Annotated in this window: 16 protein-coding genes; 10 read left to right on the top strand and 6 right to left on the bottom strand. The window is 61.5% G+C overall.

The genetic code is table 11. The features are described from left to right. Positions 1–184: 184 nt before the first annotated feature. Positions 185–1,003 (bottom strand): sulfotransferase family protein, encoded by an 819-nt coding sequence (locus KUD11_RS03080; RefSeq protein ID WP_109386696.1) that lies wholly within the window; start codon positions 1,001–1,003, stop codon positions 185–187. Positions 1,004–1,151: 148 nt separating this feature from the next. On the opposite strand from KUD11_RS03080, the gene KUD11_RS03075 reads away from it, so the two are divergent. The 3 genes from KUD11_RS03075 to KUD11_RS03065 all read left to right on the top strand — a co-directional run bounded on the left by KUD11_RS03075 (position 1,152) and on the right by KUD11_RS03065 (position 3,711). Next, the gene (locus KUD11_RS03075; protein WP_109386698.1) at positions 1,152–2,729 is read left to right on the top strand and encodes a DUF5928 domain-containing protein; all 1,578 of its coding nucleotides are present in this window, start codon (positions 1,152–1,154) and stop codon (positions 2,727–2,729) included. Positions 2,730–2,764: 35 nt separating this feature from the next. After that, positions 2,765–3,148: an HIT domain-containing protein gene (locus tag KUD11_RS03070; protein ID WP_109386700.1), complete on the top strand. Its 384-nt coding sequence runs from the start codon at positions 2,765–2,767 to the stop codon at positions 3,146–3,148. A gap of 71 nt (positions 3,149–3,219) precedes the next feature. After that, positions 3,220–3,711 (top strand): DUF1203 domain-containing protein, encoded by a 492-nt coding sequence (locus KUD11_RS03065; RefSeq protein ID WP_109386702.1) that lies wholly within the window; start codon positions 3,220–3,222, stop codon positions 3,709–3,711. Positions 3,712–3,724: 13 nt separating this feature from the next. Here KUD11_RS03065 and KUD11_RS03060 read toward each other — a convergent pair whose 3' ends face one another. Further along, positions 3,725–4,654, bottom strand: a complete 930-nt coding sequence (locus KUD11_RS03060) for an ABC transporter ATP-binding protein (protein ID WP_109388301.1) — start codon at positions 4,652–4,654, stop codon at positions 3,725–3,727. Positions 4,655–4,729: 75 nt separating this feature from the next. On the opposite strand from KUD11_RS03060, the gene KUD11_RS03055 reads away from it, so the two are divergent. Next, positions 4,730–4,909, top strand: coding sequence for a zinc-finger domain-containing protein (locus KUD11_RS03055; RefSeq protein WP_109386704.1), 180 nt, complete (start codon positions 4,730–4,732; stop codon positions 4,907–4,909). A 139-nt stretch (positions 4,910–5,048) separates the two neighbouring features. Beyond that, complete coding sequence (gene polA / locus KUD11_RS03050) at positions 5,049–7,850, top strand: DNA polymerase I (RefSeq protein WP_109386706.1); 2,802 nt, start codon at positions 5,049–5,051, stop codon at positions 7,848–7,850. Between the two features lie 266 nt (positions 7,851–8,116). Here polA and KUD11_RS03045 read toward each other — a convergent pair whose 3' ends face one another. Continuing rightward, positions 8,117–8,866, bottom strand: coding sequence for a hydroxypyruvate isomerase family protein (locus tag KUD11_RS03045; protein WP_109386708.1), 750 nt, complete (start codon positions 8,864–8,866; stop codon positions 8,117–8,119). Continuing rightward, on the bottom strand, positions 8,867–9,448 hold the full coding sequence (locus KUD11_RS03040) for a DUF1285 domain-containing protein (RefSeq protein WP_109388303.1): 582 nt from the start codon (positions 9,446–9,448) through the stop codon (positions 8,867–8,869). A gap of 69 nt (positions 9,449–9,517) precedes the next feature. Between KUD11_RS03040 and KUD11_RS03035 the strand changes: the two genes are divergently transcribed. From KUD11_RS03035 to KUD11_RS03020, 4 genes are read left to right on the top strand one after another with little or no spacing between them, the layout of a single operon-like run. Beyond that, entirely contained in the window at positions 9,518–10,525 is a 1,008-nt protein-coding gene (locus KUD11_RS03035; RefSeq protein ID WP_109386710.1) for an AAA family ATPase, read from the top strand. Positions 10,526–10,566: 41 nt separating this feature from the next. After that, positions 10,567–11,418, top strand: coding sequence for a DUF58 domain-containing protein (locus tag KUD11_RS03030; protein WP_109388305.1), 852 nt, complete (start codon positions 10,567–10,569; stop codon positions 11,416–11,418). Continuing rightward, a complete protein-coding gene (locus KUD11_RS03025; RefSeq protein ID WP_109386712.1) occupies positions 11,415–14,171 on the top strand; it encodes a DUF4159 domain-containing protein in 2,757 nt (918 codons plus the stop codon). Before KUD11_RS03030 ends, KUD11_RS03025 begins: the two co-directional genes overlap by 4 nt. Further along, on the top strand, positions 14,168–16,213 hold the full coding sequence (locus KUD11_RS03020) for a hypothetical protein (RefSeq protein WP_109386714.1): 2,046 nt from the start codon (positions 14,168–14,170) through the stop codon (positions 16,211–16,213). The genes KUD11_RS03025 and KUD11_RS03020 overlap by 4 nt, the downstream gene beginning before the upstream one ends. Before the next feature lie 3 nt (positions 16,214–16,216). On the opposite strand, the gene KUD11_RS03015 is transcribed toward KUD11_RS03020, so the two are convergent. Beyond that, complete coding sequence (locus KUD11_RS03015) at positions 16,217–16,582, bottom strand: hypothetical protein (protein ID WP_109386716.1); 366 nt, start codon at positions 16,580–16,582, stop codon at positions 16,217–16,219. 58 nt (positions 16,583–16,640) lie between these two features. Next, positions 16,641–17,351: a DUF599 domain-containing protein gene (locus KUD11_RS03010; RefSeq protein WP_109386718.1), complete on the bottom strand. Its 711-nt coding sequence runs from the start codon at positions 17,349–17,351 to the stop codon at positions 16,641–16,643. Between the two features lie 129 nt (positions 17,352–17,480). Here KUD11_RS03010 and KUD11_RS03005 point away from each other — a divergent pair, with 129 nt between their 5' ends. Beyond that, complete coding sequence (locus KUD11_RS03005; RefSeq protein WP_109388307.1) at positions 17,481–18,920, top strand: FAD-linked oxidase C-terminal domain-containing protein; 1,440 nt, start codon at positions 17,481–17,483, stop codon at positions 18,918–18,920. Positions 18,921–18,962: the final 42 nt, after the last annotated feature.

Genomic DNA, 18,962 nt, shown 5'->3' with positions numbered 1-18,962 from the left:
TGCGTGCGCCGGGAGCAGCGTCGGTCAGAGCGTTCCTGATGCAGGCTACCGCCCGGCGCGCGACTTTTCCTTGGGCGGTCATCGGCTTCCCAGCCTGTACCGCAAGATCAGCTTGCGCGATTCGTAGTTAAGAAATGCTTACTGGGCTTTTTCTTGGTTCAAATATCCAAACCCCACAGGTGTTTCATTCACCCAGCTTGGCGTGGACCTCATCCAGATCAATCTCGCCTATGGGCATTTTGTTGGAGGGGTCCTTGAAATCATATTTGAAAAGCTCGAAATCGCGTTTGTATATCTCGTAGACCAGATGCATCGCCATATCGTCGAAATAGTCCTCGACCGGGTGCGCGCGCTTGGGCCCGTGCCCTTCGGATTCGTTGAAGCGGGGGATCGCCGCCAGATCTACCTTTTGGGGGGTCTCGATCGCGTCGAGCACTTGCTGCATCCCGGCGTTGAAATCCTCGGTCCAGAAGATCTTGTCATAGGTCCCCCCGTTTACGATGAACGTGCTCACATGCCCTGACTGTGCGGACCAATGGATATCGGGGTCCATCGGGCGCCGCCAGCGGATGGTGTCGCGGGCAAAGAGCAAGAAGCGGCGGAAGCTCTTGATCTGGTCAAACTCATCCTTGCCGTCGTCGCCGCCCACTTCGATCCCGTATTTTTGGATCAAAAGCGGCACGAGCTTGCCTCGATAGCGTTTCCCGTTGCGCTGAATCCCGCAAATCTTGTCGAAAAACGAACTGAGGATGCGGGTGTAGGGATTGCGCACGCAGGTGAAGGCGTGACTTTTATGGGCGGTCACATTGGCGGTGATCAGCTGCTGGCTGTCGTCCAGCGCCCATTTGTGCAGACCGCTCTTGGCGTCATGGATATCGCCGTCGAAAAATGTGCCGTGATCTGAGTAATAAAGGATTTGCCCAATGGTCGAGCAGGCGCATTTCGGCACCACGCGATACACCACGCTTTCGCTCTCAGTCATCCAAGTTCCGGGAAAACCCATACCTGCCGTCTCCAAAAACTCAGATGCCCGTTTAGGACTTATTGTTGATTATCAGGTTAAAAAAACACGACGATGGCGGTTTTAACCCTATGGTAACGAGATTATCACTGTAAAAAACCTTTGAAACAAGGGGTAGTCTGTTTTCCGAATGGCAAAAATCGCTTTCATATTACTCTGTCACAAAGATCCCGAGGCCATCATCGGTCAGGCGGAGATGTTGACGGCGGCTGGTGATTACATGGCGATCCATTTTGATGGCCGCGCCAACGCGGAAGATTTCCGCCGCATCAAGGAGGCTTTGGGCGACAATCCCAATGTCACCTTTGCGCGCAAGCGGCTCAAATGCGGGTGGGGTGAGTGGAGCCTCGTGCAGGCCACGCTTCTGGCGGTGGAGGCGGCGGTGCAGGCCTTCCCGCGCGCCACGCATTTCTACATGCTGTCGGGCGATTGTGCTGCGATCAAATCCTCGCGCTATGCGCATGAGTTTTTGGATGCCGAGGATGTCGATTATATTGAGAGTTTTGACTATTTCGACAGTGATTGGATCAAGACAGGCATGAAGGAAGAGCGGCTGATCTACCGCCATTTCTTCAACGAGCGTAAAAACAAGTGGCTCTTTTATGCCTCTGCCAAGGCGCAGGAGAAGCTGCGGCTTCAGCGTGAGATACCACCCGATATTCAGATCCAGATTGGCAGTCAGTGGTGGTGCCTGCGCCGTCGCACCATTGAGTGGATTTTGGATTTCGTCCAAACGCGCGGTGATGTGATGCGGTTTTTCCGCACCACGTGGATTCCTGATGAGACGTTCTTCCAGACCCTCGTGCGCCATATTGTTCCCGACTCTGAGATCCGTACGCGCACGCTGACCTTCCTGATGTTCACCGAGTACGGGATGCCGCAGACCTTCTACAACGATCACTACGAGCTGCTTTTGGGCCAAGACGCGCTTTTTGCGCGCAAGATCAGCTCTGAGGCGAAGGAGTTGAAGGCGCGGCTCGGTGCGCTTTATTCCGATGACCGGGCGGAGTTCAAAATCTCCAACGAAGGGCGGAGCCTTTTTAAATTTCTCACCGACCGGGGCCGCATTGGGCGTCGGTTTGGGAGCCGGTTTTGGGAGACGGAAAGCTCGCTTGGACGGCAGCGGGAATTGATGATCGTCGTGTGCAAGAAATGGCATGTGGCCAAGCGCCTTTTGGAGCGTGTGCGGCAAGTCACCAATGTGCCAACGATTGATTATCTCTTTAACGAGGAAGATGCCGACCTGCCGGATCTGGGGGGCATTCAATCCAGCCTTGAGAAGCGCACCCGCCACCGCCGCGCGTTGATGCGGATGCTCTTTGATTATTATGAGACGGATCAGATGATCGTCTGCATGGACCCCGGCAATCTCGATCTCTTGCAGGATTTCTGTAATGATCGCAGTACGACCCGCCTGTTGGAAATTCAGTGTGTTTTCACCGACAATTATCTGATCGGCCATGCCACAAGGGTGGGCCTCGCGGGTGAGCAGACAAGCAGCGAAACGCTGGAGCGGCTTTTGCCCACGATCCGGGGCGATATGACCTTTGAGAGCGACAAGATCCGCGACGCTGAATTCGAGCATCATCACATCATACGCGAACAATTCGGCCCCGCCGAGAACACTGGCCCCATCGCGAAGTTTCTTGATATCAGCCATGACAAGGCGCGCGAGATCGCCGAAACTGATCACCTCTTTGCCGACTGATTGACCCAAAACAGCGCGCCACCAAAGGATGCCACATGCCCTACGCCTATGACGACCAGAACATCTTCGCCAAAATCCTGCGCGGCGAGATCCCGAACGACACTGTGTTGGAGACGGCGCATTGCCTTGCTTTCCGCGATCTTTACCCTCAGGCGCCGGTGCATGTGCTGGTGATCCCCAAAGGGCCTTATGTCACCTATGACCATTTTGCCGCCGAGGCGAGCGCGGCGGAGATCGCCGATTTCACACGCACCATTGGCGAGGTCTGTCGCATGACGGGCTTGCGACCGGGCGATGGTGAGGACGGCTACCGTGTGATTTCAAACGCGGGCGAGGCAGGGCTTCAGGAAGTGCCACATCTGCATATGCATGTCCTCGGAGGGCGCGTTCTTGGCCCCTTGGTGGCCAAACCGGCGTAATGCGCATCTTCCGGGTCGCTGCGTGCCAGCAAGCCCCGTAGGCCATAAGGCAGAGCAAAGGAGCCTGCCTTATGATACCCGATCCCGCGACAGTTTTGCGTTTTCTCCCCCTGCCGACGGACCAAGTGCGCGCCTATCAATCCGGCGCGCCCGATGCCTATGGTTTGACCCCCGAGCGTGTAATTTCGGATGGCACCGGCGTTCCGTGCCGCCATTGTCTGTGCGATGTGCCGAGGGGGCAAGAGATGCTGATCCTCGCGCATCGTCCCTTTGCCGCGCTGCACGCCTATGCCGAGACAGGGCCGATTTTCTTATGTGCCACGCAATGTGGCGCCTATGTGGGGCGCGGTGCGCCCCTACCAGATATCCTGACGACCAGCCCGGATTACCTCTTGAAGGGCTATGGCCCTGATGAGCGAATTGTCTATGGCACAGGCCGCATCACCCCGTCTGAGGATATCGCCCAGACCGCCACTGCGATCTTGGCGCGGGCGGATGTGGCCTTTGTCGATATACGCTCTGCACGGAACAATTGCTTTCAACTGCGGGTGGTCGCCGCCTGAACCGCACAGGGCCTCACCGGCTTTGGGTCAAGTTCAGGAACACATCCTCAAGATCGGCCTGTTCGGTGCGCAGATCGCGGATCTGGATGCCGGCGGCGCGCACCGCGTCCAGCACATCCTCGGCCCGCGTTTGGCCCGCGTGATAGGTTAGCGCGATCGTGCCATCGTTGCGCATGTCAGCCGTGATCCCCTCCATATCGGGCAGGGTGCCGGGCGCACTTTCGGGCACCACAACCATCGTGCGTGTATCCATACGCGCCAGAAGGTTTTGCGTGCTGTCGCGCGCCACGACCGCGCCGTGATTGATGATCGCGATCTCGTCGCACATCTCTTCGGCCTCTTCCAGATAATGCGTAGTCAGGATGATCGTCATCCCCTCGCGGTTCAGTTTGCGAATGTTGTCCCACAGCATCTGACGCAGCTCGATATCCACGCCCGCCGTCGGCTCGTCCAGAACCAGCACATGCGGGCGATGGACCAGCGCCTTGGCCAGCAACAGACGCCGCCGCATCCCACCCGAGAGCGCGCGGGCATAGGCCTCGGCCTTGTCTTCAAGCCCTACGAGGCGGAGGATCTCGTCGCTGCGCCGCTGTGATTTCGGAACGCCGTAAAGGCCCGCCTGTACCTCAAGGGCTGCGCGCGGGGTGAAGAAGGGATCAAGGTTAAGCTCTTGGGGCATGACGCCGATGGCGGCCCGACTCTGACGTGGGTTCACGTCCTGATCAAAGCCCCAGATCGTGACCTGCCCGGCGCTTTTGATCACCAGCCCGGCAAGGATGTTGATCAGCGTGGACTTGCCCGCACCATTGGGGCCCAGAAGGCCAAAGACCGAGCCTGCGGGGATGTCGAGATCGACGCCTTGCAGAGCCTCTTTCGGCGCGGATTTGGCCGTGCCGCCATAGGTTTTGCGCAGGCCGCGTATCTCAATGGCTGATGCGTTCATGGTGCTCTTGCCCTCGCTCGTGTCATCGCAGATAACGAGGGGGTAGACCAAGCACAGGCAAAAGGAAACGCCCCGATGGTGACTGAGGCTCCAGAGACCCGCATCGTTGAGAAATACCGCATATCATGTGACGGTGGCGAGGGCGCGTTGGGCCATCCCAGGGTTTGGTTGCAGATCCCGACAGATCAAGGCTGGGTCGAGTGCCCCTATTGCGATTGCAAGATCATCCACAAGGATTTTGAGGGTAAGGTCTGAATCCTCCGGCGCTTGGGTGCTGAGCGATCTCCGATTTTGAGTATTTTTGCTAAGAAGAAAGCTGGGAGGGGCCGTGGGGCCTCTGGCGGGTGCGCGCGCGGCGTGTCATATCTTGGGCCGTAATTAGCGGGGGGCGAAGATGAGCACTGGGTTTGGCAAGGGATGTCATCTGCATCTGATTGATGGGTCGGCATTTATCTTTCGCGCCTATCATGCGCTACCGCCTTTGACGCGGCAATCGGACGGGCTGCCCATCGGGGCGGTGTCTGGCTTTTGCAACATGCTTCAGCGTTATGTCGAGGGAAACACGGGGCCCGATGCGCCGACCCACGTGGCGGTGATTTTCGACAAGGGCAGCCATACGTTCCGCAATGAGCTTTATTCAGAGTATAAGGCCAACCGCGAGGCGATGCCTGAAGAGTTGCGTCCGCAGATCCCCCTGACGCGGCGCGCGACCGAGGCGTTTAACATTGCGTGCAAGGAGATGGAGGGGTTTGAGGCCGACGATATCATCGCCACGCTGAGCTGCCGCGCGCGCGATGCGGGCGGGCGGGTGACGATCATCTCGTCGGACAAGGACATGATGCAGCTTGTGGGCGGCGGGGTTGAGATGCTCGACGCGATGAAGAACAAGCGCATTGATGTGGAGGGGGTTGAGGAGAAATTTGGCGTGGGGCCGGAGCGGGTCGTCGATGTGCAGGCGCTGGCCGGTGATTCGGTGGATAACGTGCCGGGCGCGCCGGGGATCGGGGTGAAGACGGCGGCGCTTTTGATCAACGAATACGGCGATCTTGATACGCTTTTGGCCCGCGCAGGCGAGATTAAGCAGCCCAAGCGACGTGAGACCTTGATCAATCACGCAGATCAGATCCGTTTGTCGCGCCAGTTGGTGCAGCTCGATTGCGATATGTCGCTGGAGTTTGGCCTTGATGATCTGGAGGTGCGTGATCCGGACCCGGATGTGCTTTTGGGCTTTCTCGCCGAGATGGAGTTTCGCACCCTGACCAAGCGCATTGCCGCCGCTGTCGGGGCCGAGGCGCCGGTGATCACCGAGGAGGCGCCGAGAGGGGCCGAGGAGGGCGCGCCCGATTGGCCCGCAATCAATCCGGATGGCTACGAGCGTGTGTCAGATATGGCGGCGCTTGAGGTCTGGGTGAAGCGGATCATGGCGCGCGGATATGTGGCCGTGGATACCGAGACCACATCGCTCAATGACATGCAGGCGGAGCTTGTCGGCATCTGCCTCAGCGTGGAGCCGGGGCAGGCCTGTTACATCCCGCTGGCCCATAAGGATGGCGATGCGGATGATCTCTTTGGCTCGGACATTTTGGCCGATGGGCAGCTTGATCTGGACGCTGTAGTGACCGCGTTGAAGCCTGTTCTGGAGGACCCGGCGGTTCTCAAGATCGGGCAGAATATGAAATACGATGCCAAGGTTCTGGCCCGCTACGGTGTGGCGATTGCGCCGGTAGATGACACGATGCTGATGTCCTATGCGCTCCATGCGGGGATGCATAATCACGGGATGGATGCGCTCAGTGAGCGCTATCTTTGCCACACGCCGATTCCGATCAAATCCCTTTTGGGGGGCGGTAAGTCTGCGATCACCTTTGACCGGGTGCCGGTTGAGGAGGCGGTGAAATATGCAGCGGAGGATGCAGATATCACCCTGCGGCTCTGGCTCACGTTCAAGCCGCAGCTTCACCGTGCGCAGGTCACCCGCGTGTACGAGACGCTGGAGCGGCCTCTCGTGCCTGTGCTGGCGCAGATGGAGCGGCATGGGATCCTGGTGGATCGCGACGTGCTGAGCCGTATGTCCAATGCGTTTGCGCAGAAGATGGCGGGGCTTGAGGCGGAGATTCATGAGCTTGCCGGGCGCAGCTTCAATGTGGGCTCGCCCAAGCAGCTGGGCGAAATTCTCTTTGACGAGATGAGCCTTGAGGGCGGCAAGAAGGGCAAGACGGGGGCTTATGCCACGGGTGCCGATGTGCTGGAGGATCTGGCGACCGAACACGCGCTGCCAGCAAGGGTGCTGGATTGGCGTCAGCTCAGCAAGCTCAAGTCAACCTATACGGACGCGCTTCAGGATCATATCGACCCTGATACGGGGCGGGTGCACACATCCTATATGCAGGCGGGGGCGAGCACCGGGCGGCTGGCCTCGTCTGATCCGAACCTGCAAAACATCCCCATCCGCAGCGAGGAAGGCCGCCGCATCCGCGAGGCGTTTGTGGCCCCCGAGGGGCGCACGCTTGTGGCGCTGGATTACAGCCAGATCGAGCTGAGGATTCTGGCGCATGTGGCGGATATTGACGCGCTGAAAGAGGCATTTCGACAGGGGCATGACATTCATGCGATGACCGCCTCGGAGATGTTCGGCGTGCCGATGGACGCCATGACGCCCGAAGTGCGCCGCAGCGCCAAGGCGATCAATTTTGGCGTGATCTATGGGATTTCGGGGTTTGGTTTGGCGCGCAATCTGCGCATCCCAAGAGCCGAGGCGCAGGGCTTTATTGATCGGTATTTTGAGCGCTTCCCGGGCATCCGTGATTACATGGATGCCACTGTTGAGTTTGCTAAAAAGCATGGCCATGTTGAGACGCTTTTTGGCCGCAAGATTCATACCCCCGAGATTTCCGCCAAAGGCCCGCGCGCAGGGTTTGCCAAGCGTGCGGCGATCAACGCGCCCATTCAGGGCACGGCAGCCGATGTGATCCGGCGCGCGATGATCCGGATGCCCGAGGCGATTGCGGACCTGCCCTGCAAGATGCTGTTGCAGGTGCATGATGAATTGCTCTTTGAGGTTGAGGCGGGGGCCGAGGAACGCGTGATTGCCGCCGCCCGCGAGGTGATGGAGGCCGCCGCCGGGCCTGTGGTGAAGCTTGATGTGCCGTTGACTGTGGATGCGGGGCAGGGGGCAAATTGGGCCGAGGCGCATTGAGGACGCTCTGACCTGACGGAGCGCCGTGCTGCGCGCCGGTTTGAGCGCTGGCGCGCTGTTGGGTGTTTGGGGCTGGTGTTTGGGCAGCTTCAAGAGTTTGTGCGGTTTTGTGGTGTCGTTTTTGGGTATTTCAGCCAAGAAAAAGCCAGCGGTCTAAAGCGTTTCGGGAAAAACCTGAAGCACTGCTTTTCTCGAAACGCTCGCAACATATAAGGTCAGTGCGCGTTTCAAATTATCTTCGTGCCTCAAGTATAATTTGAGACGCTTTAGATCATCCAGCCGAGGCCTTCGGTCGTGGTGGTACGGGGGATGTATTCAGCACTGACGAAGTCCGCGTATCCGCTGTCATCCAAGGTATTGAAAAAGTTGGGATAGTCGACTGGGCTCCTGTCTGGTTCGTGGCGGCCATTGGGGGAGGCGATTTGGATATGGGCGATGCGGTGCGCGTGCGTGCGCCATGTGGTGAGCATATCACCGGTGATTTTATGGGCGTGGTAGGCATCGAATTGCATGTGCAGGTTGGGGGCCGCGACCCTGTCTAGAATTTCGGCGGCTTGGGTATAATCATTGAGAAAATAGCCCGGCATGTCGTCCGTGTTGATCGGCTCGATCGTAAGGCGTTGGTTTGGAGCCTCGGCTGCGGCCCATGTGAGGTTGTTGGTGAATGCGTCCAGTGCGTCGGTGCCTGACGCGGCGCCTGCCATGATGTGGATGAAACGCGGCCTGAGGACGTCTGCGTAGCGCAGGGTGCGTTTGAAATCATGGCGGAAGCGGTCTTCGGACCCCGGCACGGCGGCGAAGCCACGGTTGCCGCCGGTCCAATTGGGCGGGGGTGTGTTGATCAGCGCGAGCGGCAAGCCGGATGAGATGAGGGCGCGCTGAATGAGGGGGGTGGGGTCGTCATAGGGAAAGAGCACTTCGACCGCCTCAAAGCCTGCGTGTGCGGCGGCGGCGAAACGCTCAAGCAATGGCAGCTCCTGAAAGAGCATCGACAGGTTGGCGCAGAAGCGGGGCATTCAGGCCTCTGGAAGCTCATCCGAGGGGATGATGCCGAAGAAACTGCCGCCCGACCAGAGGCCAAACCAGCCATCGTGATGCGTGCCGATTTCGACCAGTCGGTAGAAGCTCTTGCGGTCGATCAATGCCTCAAGATCGTTGCGAACCATCACATAGGGGGAGGGCTCGCCCGTCTCGGCGTCGCGCACCACGCGGATCGGGTTGTCCGGCCCCGCGCGCACCGTGTCGCCCACATTGGTCTCGAATGCCAGCGATTGGGCCGCACCGCTGCCCGCCGTCTCGAAGTCGATGGCGACGAAAGGTGCGTCCTCGACCGTGATGCCGACCTTCTCCACCGGGGTGACGAGAAAATATTTAGCGCCGTCCTTGCGCAGGATCGTGGAGAAGAGCCGCACGAGGCCAGGCCGCCCGATGGGCGTGCCTTGGTAGAACCATGTGCCATCGCGCATGATGCGCATATCAAGGTCTCCGCAGAAGGGCGGGTCCCAGAGGTGCACTGGCGGGAGCCCCTTGGCACCGGCCGCTTTTGCGGAGGCTGCGATGTTTTCTGCTGACGGTGTCGTGATCTTTTCTCCGCTCATATCTTTTGCCATTTCCTCTTCGCGCGATACACTCTTAAGTCTGGATATAGCTTGGACAGGAGTATTGCCATGACCGATGACGCCAATCTGGTGGCCGAGATCGAGACGCTGGAGGCCAAGCTGGCCGAGGCGCGCGCGTCGATCACCCGCCGGTTCATCGGGCAAGAGCGGGTCGTGGATCTCGCGCTTTCGGCTCTTTTGTGCGGGGGGCATGCGGTTCTTGTGGGTCTTCCGGGGCTGGGCAAGACGCGGCTGGTGGAGACGCTCTCGACCGTCATGGGGCTTCAGGGCAACCGGGTGCAGTTCACCCCTGATTTGATGCCTGCCGATATTTTGGGCAGCGAAGTTCTGGAGACCGGCGCGGATGGCAGTCGCGCGTTCAAATTCATTCCCGGCCCGATCTTTTGCCAGCTTCTGATGGCGGATGAGATCAACCGCGCGAGCCCCCGGACCCAATCGGCCCTTTTGCAGGCGATGCAGGAGCGGCAGGTGACCGTGGCCGGGCAGGATCGCAGCCTTGGCGCGCCGTTTCATGTGCTGGCCACGCAGAACCCGATTGAGCAGGAGGGGACGTATCCTTTGCCCGAAGCGCAGCTTGACCGGTTTTTGGTACAGATCGATGTGCCATACCCAGACCGTGCGACGGAGCGTGATATTCTCTTGGCCACTACGGGCGCGGCAGAGGATGAGGCGCATGCGGTCTTTACCGCAGACGGGCTCATTGCGGCGCAATCTCTCTTGCGTCGGATGCCTGTGGGGGATGGTGTGATGGATATGATCCTTGATCTCGTGCGGGCCTTTCGGCCTGATGATGTGTCGGCCAGCGACAAGGTCCGTGAGAGCGTGGCTTGGGGTCCCGGCCCGCGCGCGGCACAGGCGCTTATGTTGACTGTGCGGGCGCGCGCGCTTTTGCAGGGGCGGCTGGCCCCCAACGCCGAGGATGTGGCGGTGATGGCGCAACCGGTTCTTATTCACCGGATGGCGCTTAACTTCTCGGCGCGCGCGCGGGGTGACAGCCTTGAGGGTCTGATCACTGAGACCGCTGAGGCCATGATGCAGCCACGGGCCGCCGCGTGAGCGACGCCGCCCTCTCACCACGGGTCTCCGGCCTGCGGGCCATGGCTGAGGCTGAGGCGGCTCGGTTTCCCGCACTTCTGGCACGGGCGGATCAGCTTGCGGGCACCGTTTTGCTGGGCGAACACGGTCGGCGGCGGGCGGGCATGGGCGATGACTTCTGGCAATACCGCCCTGTGCAACAGGGCGACGCGCTGCGCATGATTGACTGGCGCCGGTCCGCGCGCAGTGACGTGCAATATGTGCGCGAGCGTGAATGGCAGATCGCGCAGAGCGTCATGCTCTGGGTGGATGGTGCGGCCTCCATGCGATTTGCGTCTGAGCCCGGCCTGCCCGAGAAGTCAGACCGCGCGCGGCTTTTGGCGTTGGCCGCGTCCATCTTGCTTTTGCGCGGGGGCGAGCGTGTGGGCCTCACGGGTGGGGCGTTGCCACCGCGCCGGGGCCGCGCGCAGGTGGAGCGTTTGGCCGCGCTGTTTTCCCAAGACGCAAGCGAGGATTACGGCGCGCCCGAAGCGCGTGGAATGCTGCCCCATAGCCGCGCGATGTTCGTGTCGGATTTTCTGGGCGATTTCGAGCCGGTCCGCGCGGCCCTCACCAAGGCCGCAGATCGTGGCGTGCGCGGTGTTCTGTTGCAAGTGCTTGATCCGGCGGAGGAGTCGTTTCCCTTCCGGGGTCGCGCGATTTTCGAATCCGTGGGTGGCACGCTGGCCCATGAAACGCTCAAGGCGTCAGACCTGCGCGACAAATATCTGGAGCGGCTTGCTGCCCGCAAGGCCGAGCTTTCGCAGATTTGCGCTACCACCGGCTGGCAACTGCACACACACCGCACCAATGCGTCGGCCCAATCGGCGCTTTTGTGGCTTCATGGGGCCATAAGCGGCGGGCGCGTCACATGACGCTTGGCCCCATCGGTTTTTCCGCACCATGGCTCTTGGTGGCGTTGGCGCTTTTGCCGATCTTGTGGATATTGCTGCGCGCGGTGCCGCCCTCGCCCGTGCGGCGGCGTTTTCCGGGTGTGGCGCTGATGCTGGGCCTCAAGGACGAGGATAGCGTGACGGATCGCACACCGTGGTGGCTGCTCCTATTGCGGATGCTGGCTGTGGCGGCGGTAATTGTGGGGCTTGCGGGGCCAGTGCTCAACCCACGTGACGCGAGCGAGGCGCGCAGCACCGCGCCGCTTCTTGTGGTGCTTGACGCAAGCTGGGCCAGCGCCCGTGATTGGCCCGCGCAGCGCGATCTTCTGGACGCGATGCTGGCCGAGGCCGGGCGTGATGGGCGGGCCGTGGCGCTGATGCGCCTCACCGATCCGGAGCCGCCTGTCTTTCAGGCCGCCGAGACATGGCGCAGCCGTCTGGCCACGGCGTCCCCTGCCGCATGGGCCCCGTCCGAGGCGCAGATGGAGGAGGCCGCCGCCGCGCTGGGCGAGGAGGGGTTCGAGACCCGCTGGCTCTCCGATGGGCTGGCCCGCGAGGGGCGCGATGATTTGCTGGAGGCTTTGGAGGCGCGCGGCCCGGTCACTGTGTTCGAGAGCGCGGCCCCGATCTTTGCGCTTACGCCCGCGCGCATTGAGGATGGCACCCTTGCCCTCACGGCGCAGCGCGCGCAGCCCGGCAGCGCGCGCGAGGTGACACTTCTGGCCCATGGGCTTGATCCGTCGGGCACGCCGCGTGTTCTCAGCAGTGCGACACTCACCTTCCCCGAGGGCGAGACGCGAGGCGAGGTGGCCCTGTCGCTGCCAGCTGAGCTGCGCGCGCGTATCACGCGGTTTGAGATTGCCGGTCAGAGCCATGCAGGTGCCGTGACCCTCTCGGATGATAGCCTCAAACGCCGCGAAGTGGCCCTGATCGCCGGGCGCGATGACCGCGAAGGCCTCGAACTACTCTCGCCGCTGCATTACCTTGAGCGGGCGCTGGCTCCCGCCGCCGATATACTGGATGGCGCGCTGATGGATATCCTACCGGCCAGCCCCAATGTCATCGTTCTGGCCGATGTGGGCACCCTGTCGGGCGCAGAGCAGGCCGCGCTTTTGGACTGGACGAACGCGGGGGGCACCTTGCTGCGCTTCGCAGGCCCGCGCCTTGCCGCGAGCGACGTGTCACGGTCCGAGGAGGATGCGCTGATGCCTGTGCGTCTGCGTGTGGGCGGGCGCACGGTGGGCGGCGCGATGAGCTGGGGTGCGCCCAAATCCCTCGCGCCCTTTGCCGAGGATAGCCCCTTTGCGGGTCTCGTCATCCCAGCCGATGTGGTGGTGAATTCGCAGGTCATGGCACAGCCTGACCCCACTCTTGCCGACCGCGTGATCGCACAGTTGACCGATGGCACGCCTTTGGTGACGCGCAAGCGGATTGGGCAGGGGCAGGTGGTGCTTTTCCACATCACGGCCAATGCTGAATGGTCCACGCTGCCGCTCTCGGGTCTCTTTGTGCAGATGTTGGAACGGCTGGCGATCTCCTCTGCTGCAAGCATGCCGGACGCCGAAGATCTGATCGGCACCACATGGCAACCCGTGCAGGTGCTTGATGGGTTTGGCAGCTTGCAGGACGGCGACACGCTGCCCGGCGTGGCGGGTGAGGCGCTTGCTGCGGACGCTCTGGGTCCTGCATTGCAGCCCGGTCTGTATGATGGCCCCGAAAGGCGCATTGCGCGCAACGTGCTCGGTGCGGATGCGGTGCTGGAGCCCGTGACATGGCCCGCGCGCGTCCCCGTGACAGGGCTTGCGCGGCCTGCCGAGGCCCCTTTGGGCGGCTGGCTTCTTGCGGCGGCGCTTTTGTTGCTGACGGCGGATATCCTTGCCTCGCTCGCCCTTTCGGGCCGCCTTATCCCGGCGCGCGCGGCAGCGCTTTTTGCGGCTCTGATGCTTGTCGCGCCCGATGCACAGGCCCAGACCGCAGCCGAGCAAAGTCAGGCGGCCCTCTCATCAGAGGTGACGCTGGCCCATATTCTCACCGGCGATGCTCGTCTGGACGACACCGCGCGCGCGGGCCTTTTGGGGCTCGGTCAGACGCTCTTTTTCCGCACAACGGTGGAGCCTGCCCCCCCAGTGGGCGTTGATCTGGAGCGGGACGAGCTGGCGTTTTATCCACTTCTTTACTGGCCGATTACACCCGATCAGCCGACGCCCTCGGCGGAGGCCTATGTGCGGCTCAACCAATATTTGCGCTCAGGCGGGATGATCCTCTTTGACACGCGTGACGCTGATATCGCCGCTTTTGGCGCGTCCTCGCCCAATGGGGCCAAGCTGCAACGCCTTGCCGCACCGCTCGACATTCCGCCGCTGGAGCGGGTGCCGCAGGACCATGTGCTCACGCGGACGTTCTACCTGCTTCAGGACTTTCCGGGCCGCCACGCAGGCCGCCCTGTCTGGGTGGAATCGGCCCCTGCGGATGCCGAACAGATCGAAGGCATGCCGTTTCGCAACCTCAATGATGGTGTCAGCCCGGTGGTGATTGGCGGCAATGACTGGGGCGCTGCCTGGGCCGTGGACGCGCGGGGCAATCCGATGTTTCCCGTCGGGCGCGGCTTTGCCGGAGAGCGGCAGCGCGAGCTGGCGTACCGCTTTGGCGTCAACCTTGTGATGCATGTGCTGACGGGCAATTACAAATCGGATCAGGTCCATGTGCCGGCCCTTCTCGACAGGTTGGGCCAATGACCGGAAGTATCATATTTGATCCGCTTTTGCCGATCTGGCTCATTGCGGCGCTGGGCGGCATGGCGCTGGCCGGGGTTGCCCTGGCGCTTAACCGCGGCCTCTCTGGTTGGGCGCTGCGGGGCCTCGCGGGGATCGTGGTGCTGGCCGCCCTCATGGGCCCCGCGCTTCAGCGGGAGGAGCGCGCGGATCTGAGCGATATCGTCATCGTCGTTGAGGACGCGAGCGCCAGCCAACAGCTTGCTACCCGAGCCGAGGATACGGCCAGTGCGGCTGAGACCCTCTCGGCCCGCATCGCCGCGCGCGACAATACCGAAGTGCGCCGCGTCACCGTGCAAGACGGGGCCGAGAATAGCGGCACGCAGATGATGACCGCGTTGGCCGAGGCGCTGGCCGAGGAGCCGCAGGGCCGGATCGCGGGCATCTTCATGCTGAGCGATGGGCGCCTCCATGATATTGAGCGCGCGCCCAACCTGCCTGCGCCGCTGCACCTGCTGCACACCGGGCGCACGGGTGATTGGGACCGCCGCCTGATCGTGGAGAACGCGCCCGCCTTTGCCATTTTGGGTGAGGAGATCATCCTGTCGCTGCGTGTGGATGATAGCGGCGATGCGCCATCGGTGACCACTGTGCCGCTGGATATTTCCGTTGATGGTGAGCCGCCGCAGCGTTTTGAAGTGCCGGTGAACGAAGAGATCAACCTGCCGCTCACCCTGCCGCATGGGGGACGCAATGTCCTGCAATTCACCACGCCCATGGCCGAGGGGGAACTCACGGATCGCAACAATTCTGCCCTCATCCAGATCAACGGTGTGCGCGACCGGCTGAGCGTTTTGTTGGTCTCGGGCGAGCCGCATGCAGGTGGGCGCACATGGCGCAACCTCTTAAAATCCGACAGCTCTGTGGACCTTGTGCATTTCACCATCCTGCGCCCGCCGGAAAAACAAGACGGGGTGCCGGTGCGCGAGTTGAGCCTCATCGCCTTCCCCACGCGTGAGCTTTTCCTTGAGAAGATCGACGATTTCGACCTGATTATCTTTGACCGCTACAAACGGCGCGGTATCCTGCCGTCGCTCTATCTCGATAATGTGCGCAATTACGTGGAGCAGGGCGGCGCGGTTTTGATCAATGCAGGGCCAGATTTTGCCAGCGCCGACAGCCTCTACCGCTCGCCATTGGAAGCCATCGTGCCCGCGCGCCCCACAGCCCGCGTGATCGAAGAGGGCTACCGCCCCACTATTTCCGAGCTGGGCGCGCGTCATCCCGTGACCGCCGGGCTGGAACAGATGCACGCAGGCGAGTGGGGCCGCTGGATGCGGCAGATTGATCTTGATGAGGTGACGGGCGATGTGTTGATGTCCGGCGCGGAAGAGCGGCCCTTGTTGGTGCTTGACCGTGTGGGCGAGGGGCGCGTGGCGCTTCTGGCATCTGATCACGCCTGGCTCTGGAACCGCGGGTTTGAGGGGGGCGGGCCGCAACTCGAATTGTTGCGCCGTTTGGCCCATTGGATGATGAAAGAACCAGAGCTTGAGGAAGAAGCGCTTTGGGCAGAGGCCACGGGCCAGCAGATGCGCGTCATCCGCCGCACGCTGGAGGAGGGTGCAGGCGACGTCACCATCACAACGCCGCTTGGCGATGAGGTGATCTTGCCGATGGAGGAGGTCAGCCCCGGCCGCTATGAGGCGCTTTACGATGGGCCGGTGATTGGCCTCTACCGCCTCGCCAATGGCGAGCAGACGGCGGTGATTGGCCTTGGCCCAGCCGCCCCGGTGGAGTTTGAGCAGACCATGGCGAGCGCCGATGTCCTTGCCCCGCTGATTGCCGGGACCAATGGCGGCGCGCGCGCGATCGAAGACGGTGTGCCCACCATTCGCGCGGTGCGCGAGGGGCGCCCGGCGGCGGGCAGCACATGGATGGGGATCGCCCCGCGCGGCGCTTACCGCACAGCGTCGGTGACGCAAACGGACCTTCTGCCCGCATGGCTGGTTCTCGCGCTGATCTCTGCTCTGGTTCTTGGGGGGTGGCTGCGCGAGGGGCGGCGTTAGCGGCTAGTCGTAATAGCTGATTTCGACTCGCGTAGGCTCTGCACTTTTGTTGCCTATTGAGCAAAAGGCCCGCACGAAGACTTCGCGCGTGCCATCGGGCAGCATGATATGACCCAGCGACCGCGTGAAAGGCTCATCGCTCATATAGGGGTGGGCAAACTCGCGCACGCCCAGAACTGTGCCGTTGGCATCAACCACTTCCCAGCCTGAGGCATAGTGATCCCAGCCTGTGTCCGTATGGGCAATCGTGACGAAAAACCGCCAACCCATGCCTTCCTTGACCGCGCGCACTTGTGTGATTTCGGGCGCGCCGGCAAAGGCTGTGAACGGGGCCGCAACGAGGGCGAGGATCAAGGCAAATTTTCTCATAACGTAATACATAGCGCATCATGACCCGCCTGCATGTCACGTCTATGTGTGAAATATGTCATGGAGCCTCGTCAGGCTCGGGTCCAAGCAGCACTTTGCGCGATTGTGAGGCAAACTCGCGCCGCACGAGGATAAGACAGACCAGGAGCGTCGCCCCGATCAACGCCTCCGCCCCCACCAGCCACGCCCCGGCCGCCAGCGCGAAATAGATCGCACGCAGGCCGCGGTTGAAGCTGCGCGCGGCGGTGATGTTGATCTCTCCTGCCTTGGCGGCGCGCGCCAATGCCAGAGGGCTGTCCGCATCATTGGGCACGGCGGCCATTATCACGGCGCAATATCCAAAGAGGCGATTCGACCAGACGAATTTGAAAAACGCATTGCCGAGAAAGGCGAGGATCACGAGGATCTTGATTTCCCAAACGATCTCAGGGTCTTGGGGGATGGCCAAATCGTCGGCAAGGCTGATCAATTGCTCGGTATTGCCCAACAGCGCGAGACCGGCCCCTAGGGCAATCATCGTGGCCGAGGCGAAAAATGATGTACTCTGCCGCAGGGTGCTGAGGATTTGCGCGTCAAAGATACGCGGATCGCGGGTGACCATGTGCACCATCCACGCGCGCCGGTAATTGGCCATGAGATGCGAGACTGAAGGCCATGATTTACCTGGGTTCTCAATGAGATAGCCGGAAATAACCCAGAGGCCGACCAAGAGGGCCAGAGCGGCGAAATCGAGCGGGGTGAAGAGGGCCAGGCGGCTGAGTAAATCCATGACCCATTCATACCTTCGCCCCGCGCCGCTTGCCAGAGGGAGAAATTGGTTATATTTTATTACCAATAGGTCTTGCGCTGCGATTGAGTGCCTCACGACCAAGGCGAAACGCATCAAAAGGAGCCCCCGATGCAGATGCCAACACCTGATGCCGGAATTCTGGCGCGCAAGGCCGAGATCGTGGCGGCGCTTCAGGCCGTTTTGCCCGCGAATGCTGTGATCTCGGACGAGGCGCAGACGCGGGCCTATGAGTGTGACGCGCTCACCGCCTATCGCTGCCCGCCGCTCGCCGTGGTCCTGCCCGAGAGCACCGAGGAAGTCGCCGCCACGCTCAAGGTCTGCCACCAAATGAGTGTGCCGGTCGTGCCGCGCGGCTCGGGCACATCGCTTGCGGGCGGGGCCTTGCCGACGGGTGATTGCGTGATCCTCGGGGTGGCGCGGCTCAACGATGTGTTGGAGACGGATTACGACAACCGCTTCATTCGCGTGCAGTCGGGCCGGACCAATCTCAGCGTCACTGGCGCCGTGGAAGAGAACGGATTTTTCTATGCGCCCGATCCCAGCAGCCAGCTTGCCTGCGCCATCGCGGGCAATATCGCGATGAATTCGGGCGGGGCGCATTGTCTGAAATACGGCGTGACGACGAATAATCTGATGGGCGTCACGATGGTCATGATGGACGGCACCGTGACGGAGATCGGCGGTGCGCATCTCGATGCAGGCGGGCTGGACCTGCTCGGCGTGATCTGCGGCTCGGAGGGGCAGTTGGGCGTGGTGACGGAAGCCACGTTGCGTATCCTCGCCAAGCCCGAAGGCGCGCGGCCCGTGCTGATCGGCTATGACAGCAACGAGGTGGCGGGGGCCTGCGTGTCGGACATCATCAAGGCGGGTGTTCTGCCCGTCGCGATCGAGTTCATGGACCGCCCGTGCATCCGCGCGACCGAGGCGTTTGCCCATGCGGGCTATCCCGATTGCGAGGCGCTTTTGATCGTCGAGGTTGAGGGCAGCGACGCCGAGATTGATGAGCAGCTGGAGATCATTCTGGAGATTGCCGAGCGCCATAACCCGGTTGAGCTGCGCCAGAGCACCTCCGCCGAGGAGAGCGCGAAAATCTGGCTTGGCCGCAAATCCGCCTTTGGCGCGATGGGCCAGATCGCGGATTACATGTGTCTCGACGGCACGATCCCGGTCAGTCAGCTTCCCTTGGTGCTGCGCCGTATCGGGGAGATGAGCGAGAAATTTGGTCTCAAAGTGGGCAACGTGTTCCATGCGGGCGACGGGAATATGCACCCGCTGATCCTTTATGATGCGAACAAGCCCGGTGATCTGGAGCTTTGCGAGGAATTTGGTGCGGAAATCCTGAAGCTCTGCGTTGAGGTGGGCGGTTGTCTGACCGGGGAGCATGGCGTGGGCATCGAGAAACGCGATCTGATGGATCATCAATATGCGGCCCATGATCTGGATATTCAGATGGCTGTGAAGGATGTGTTTGATCCCGAATGGCTTTTGAACCCGGCCAAAGTATTCCCCTTGGGGCGCAGCGAAGCACGCCGGATTGCGGCGGAGTGAGCGCGGCGGGCGCCGATTTTAGGTATTTAAGATCAGAAAGAA

Origin of the sequence: Roseovarius carneus (genome assembly GCF_020141465.1) — a bacterium.
GTDB classification, from domain to species: domain Bacteria; phylum Pseudomonadota; class Alphaproteobacteria; order Rhodobacterales; family Rhodobacteraceae; genus Roseovarius; species Roseovarius carneus.
Note: the sequence above shows the minus strand (reverse complement) of the source record. Positions and strands in the feature narration are given on the sequence as shown.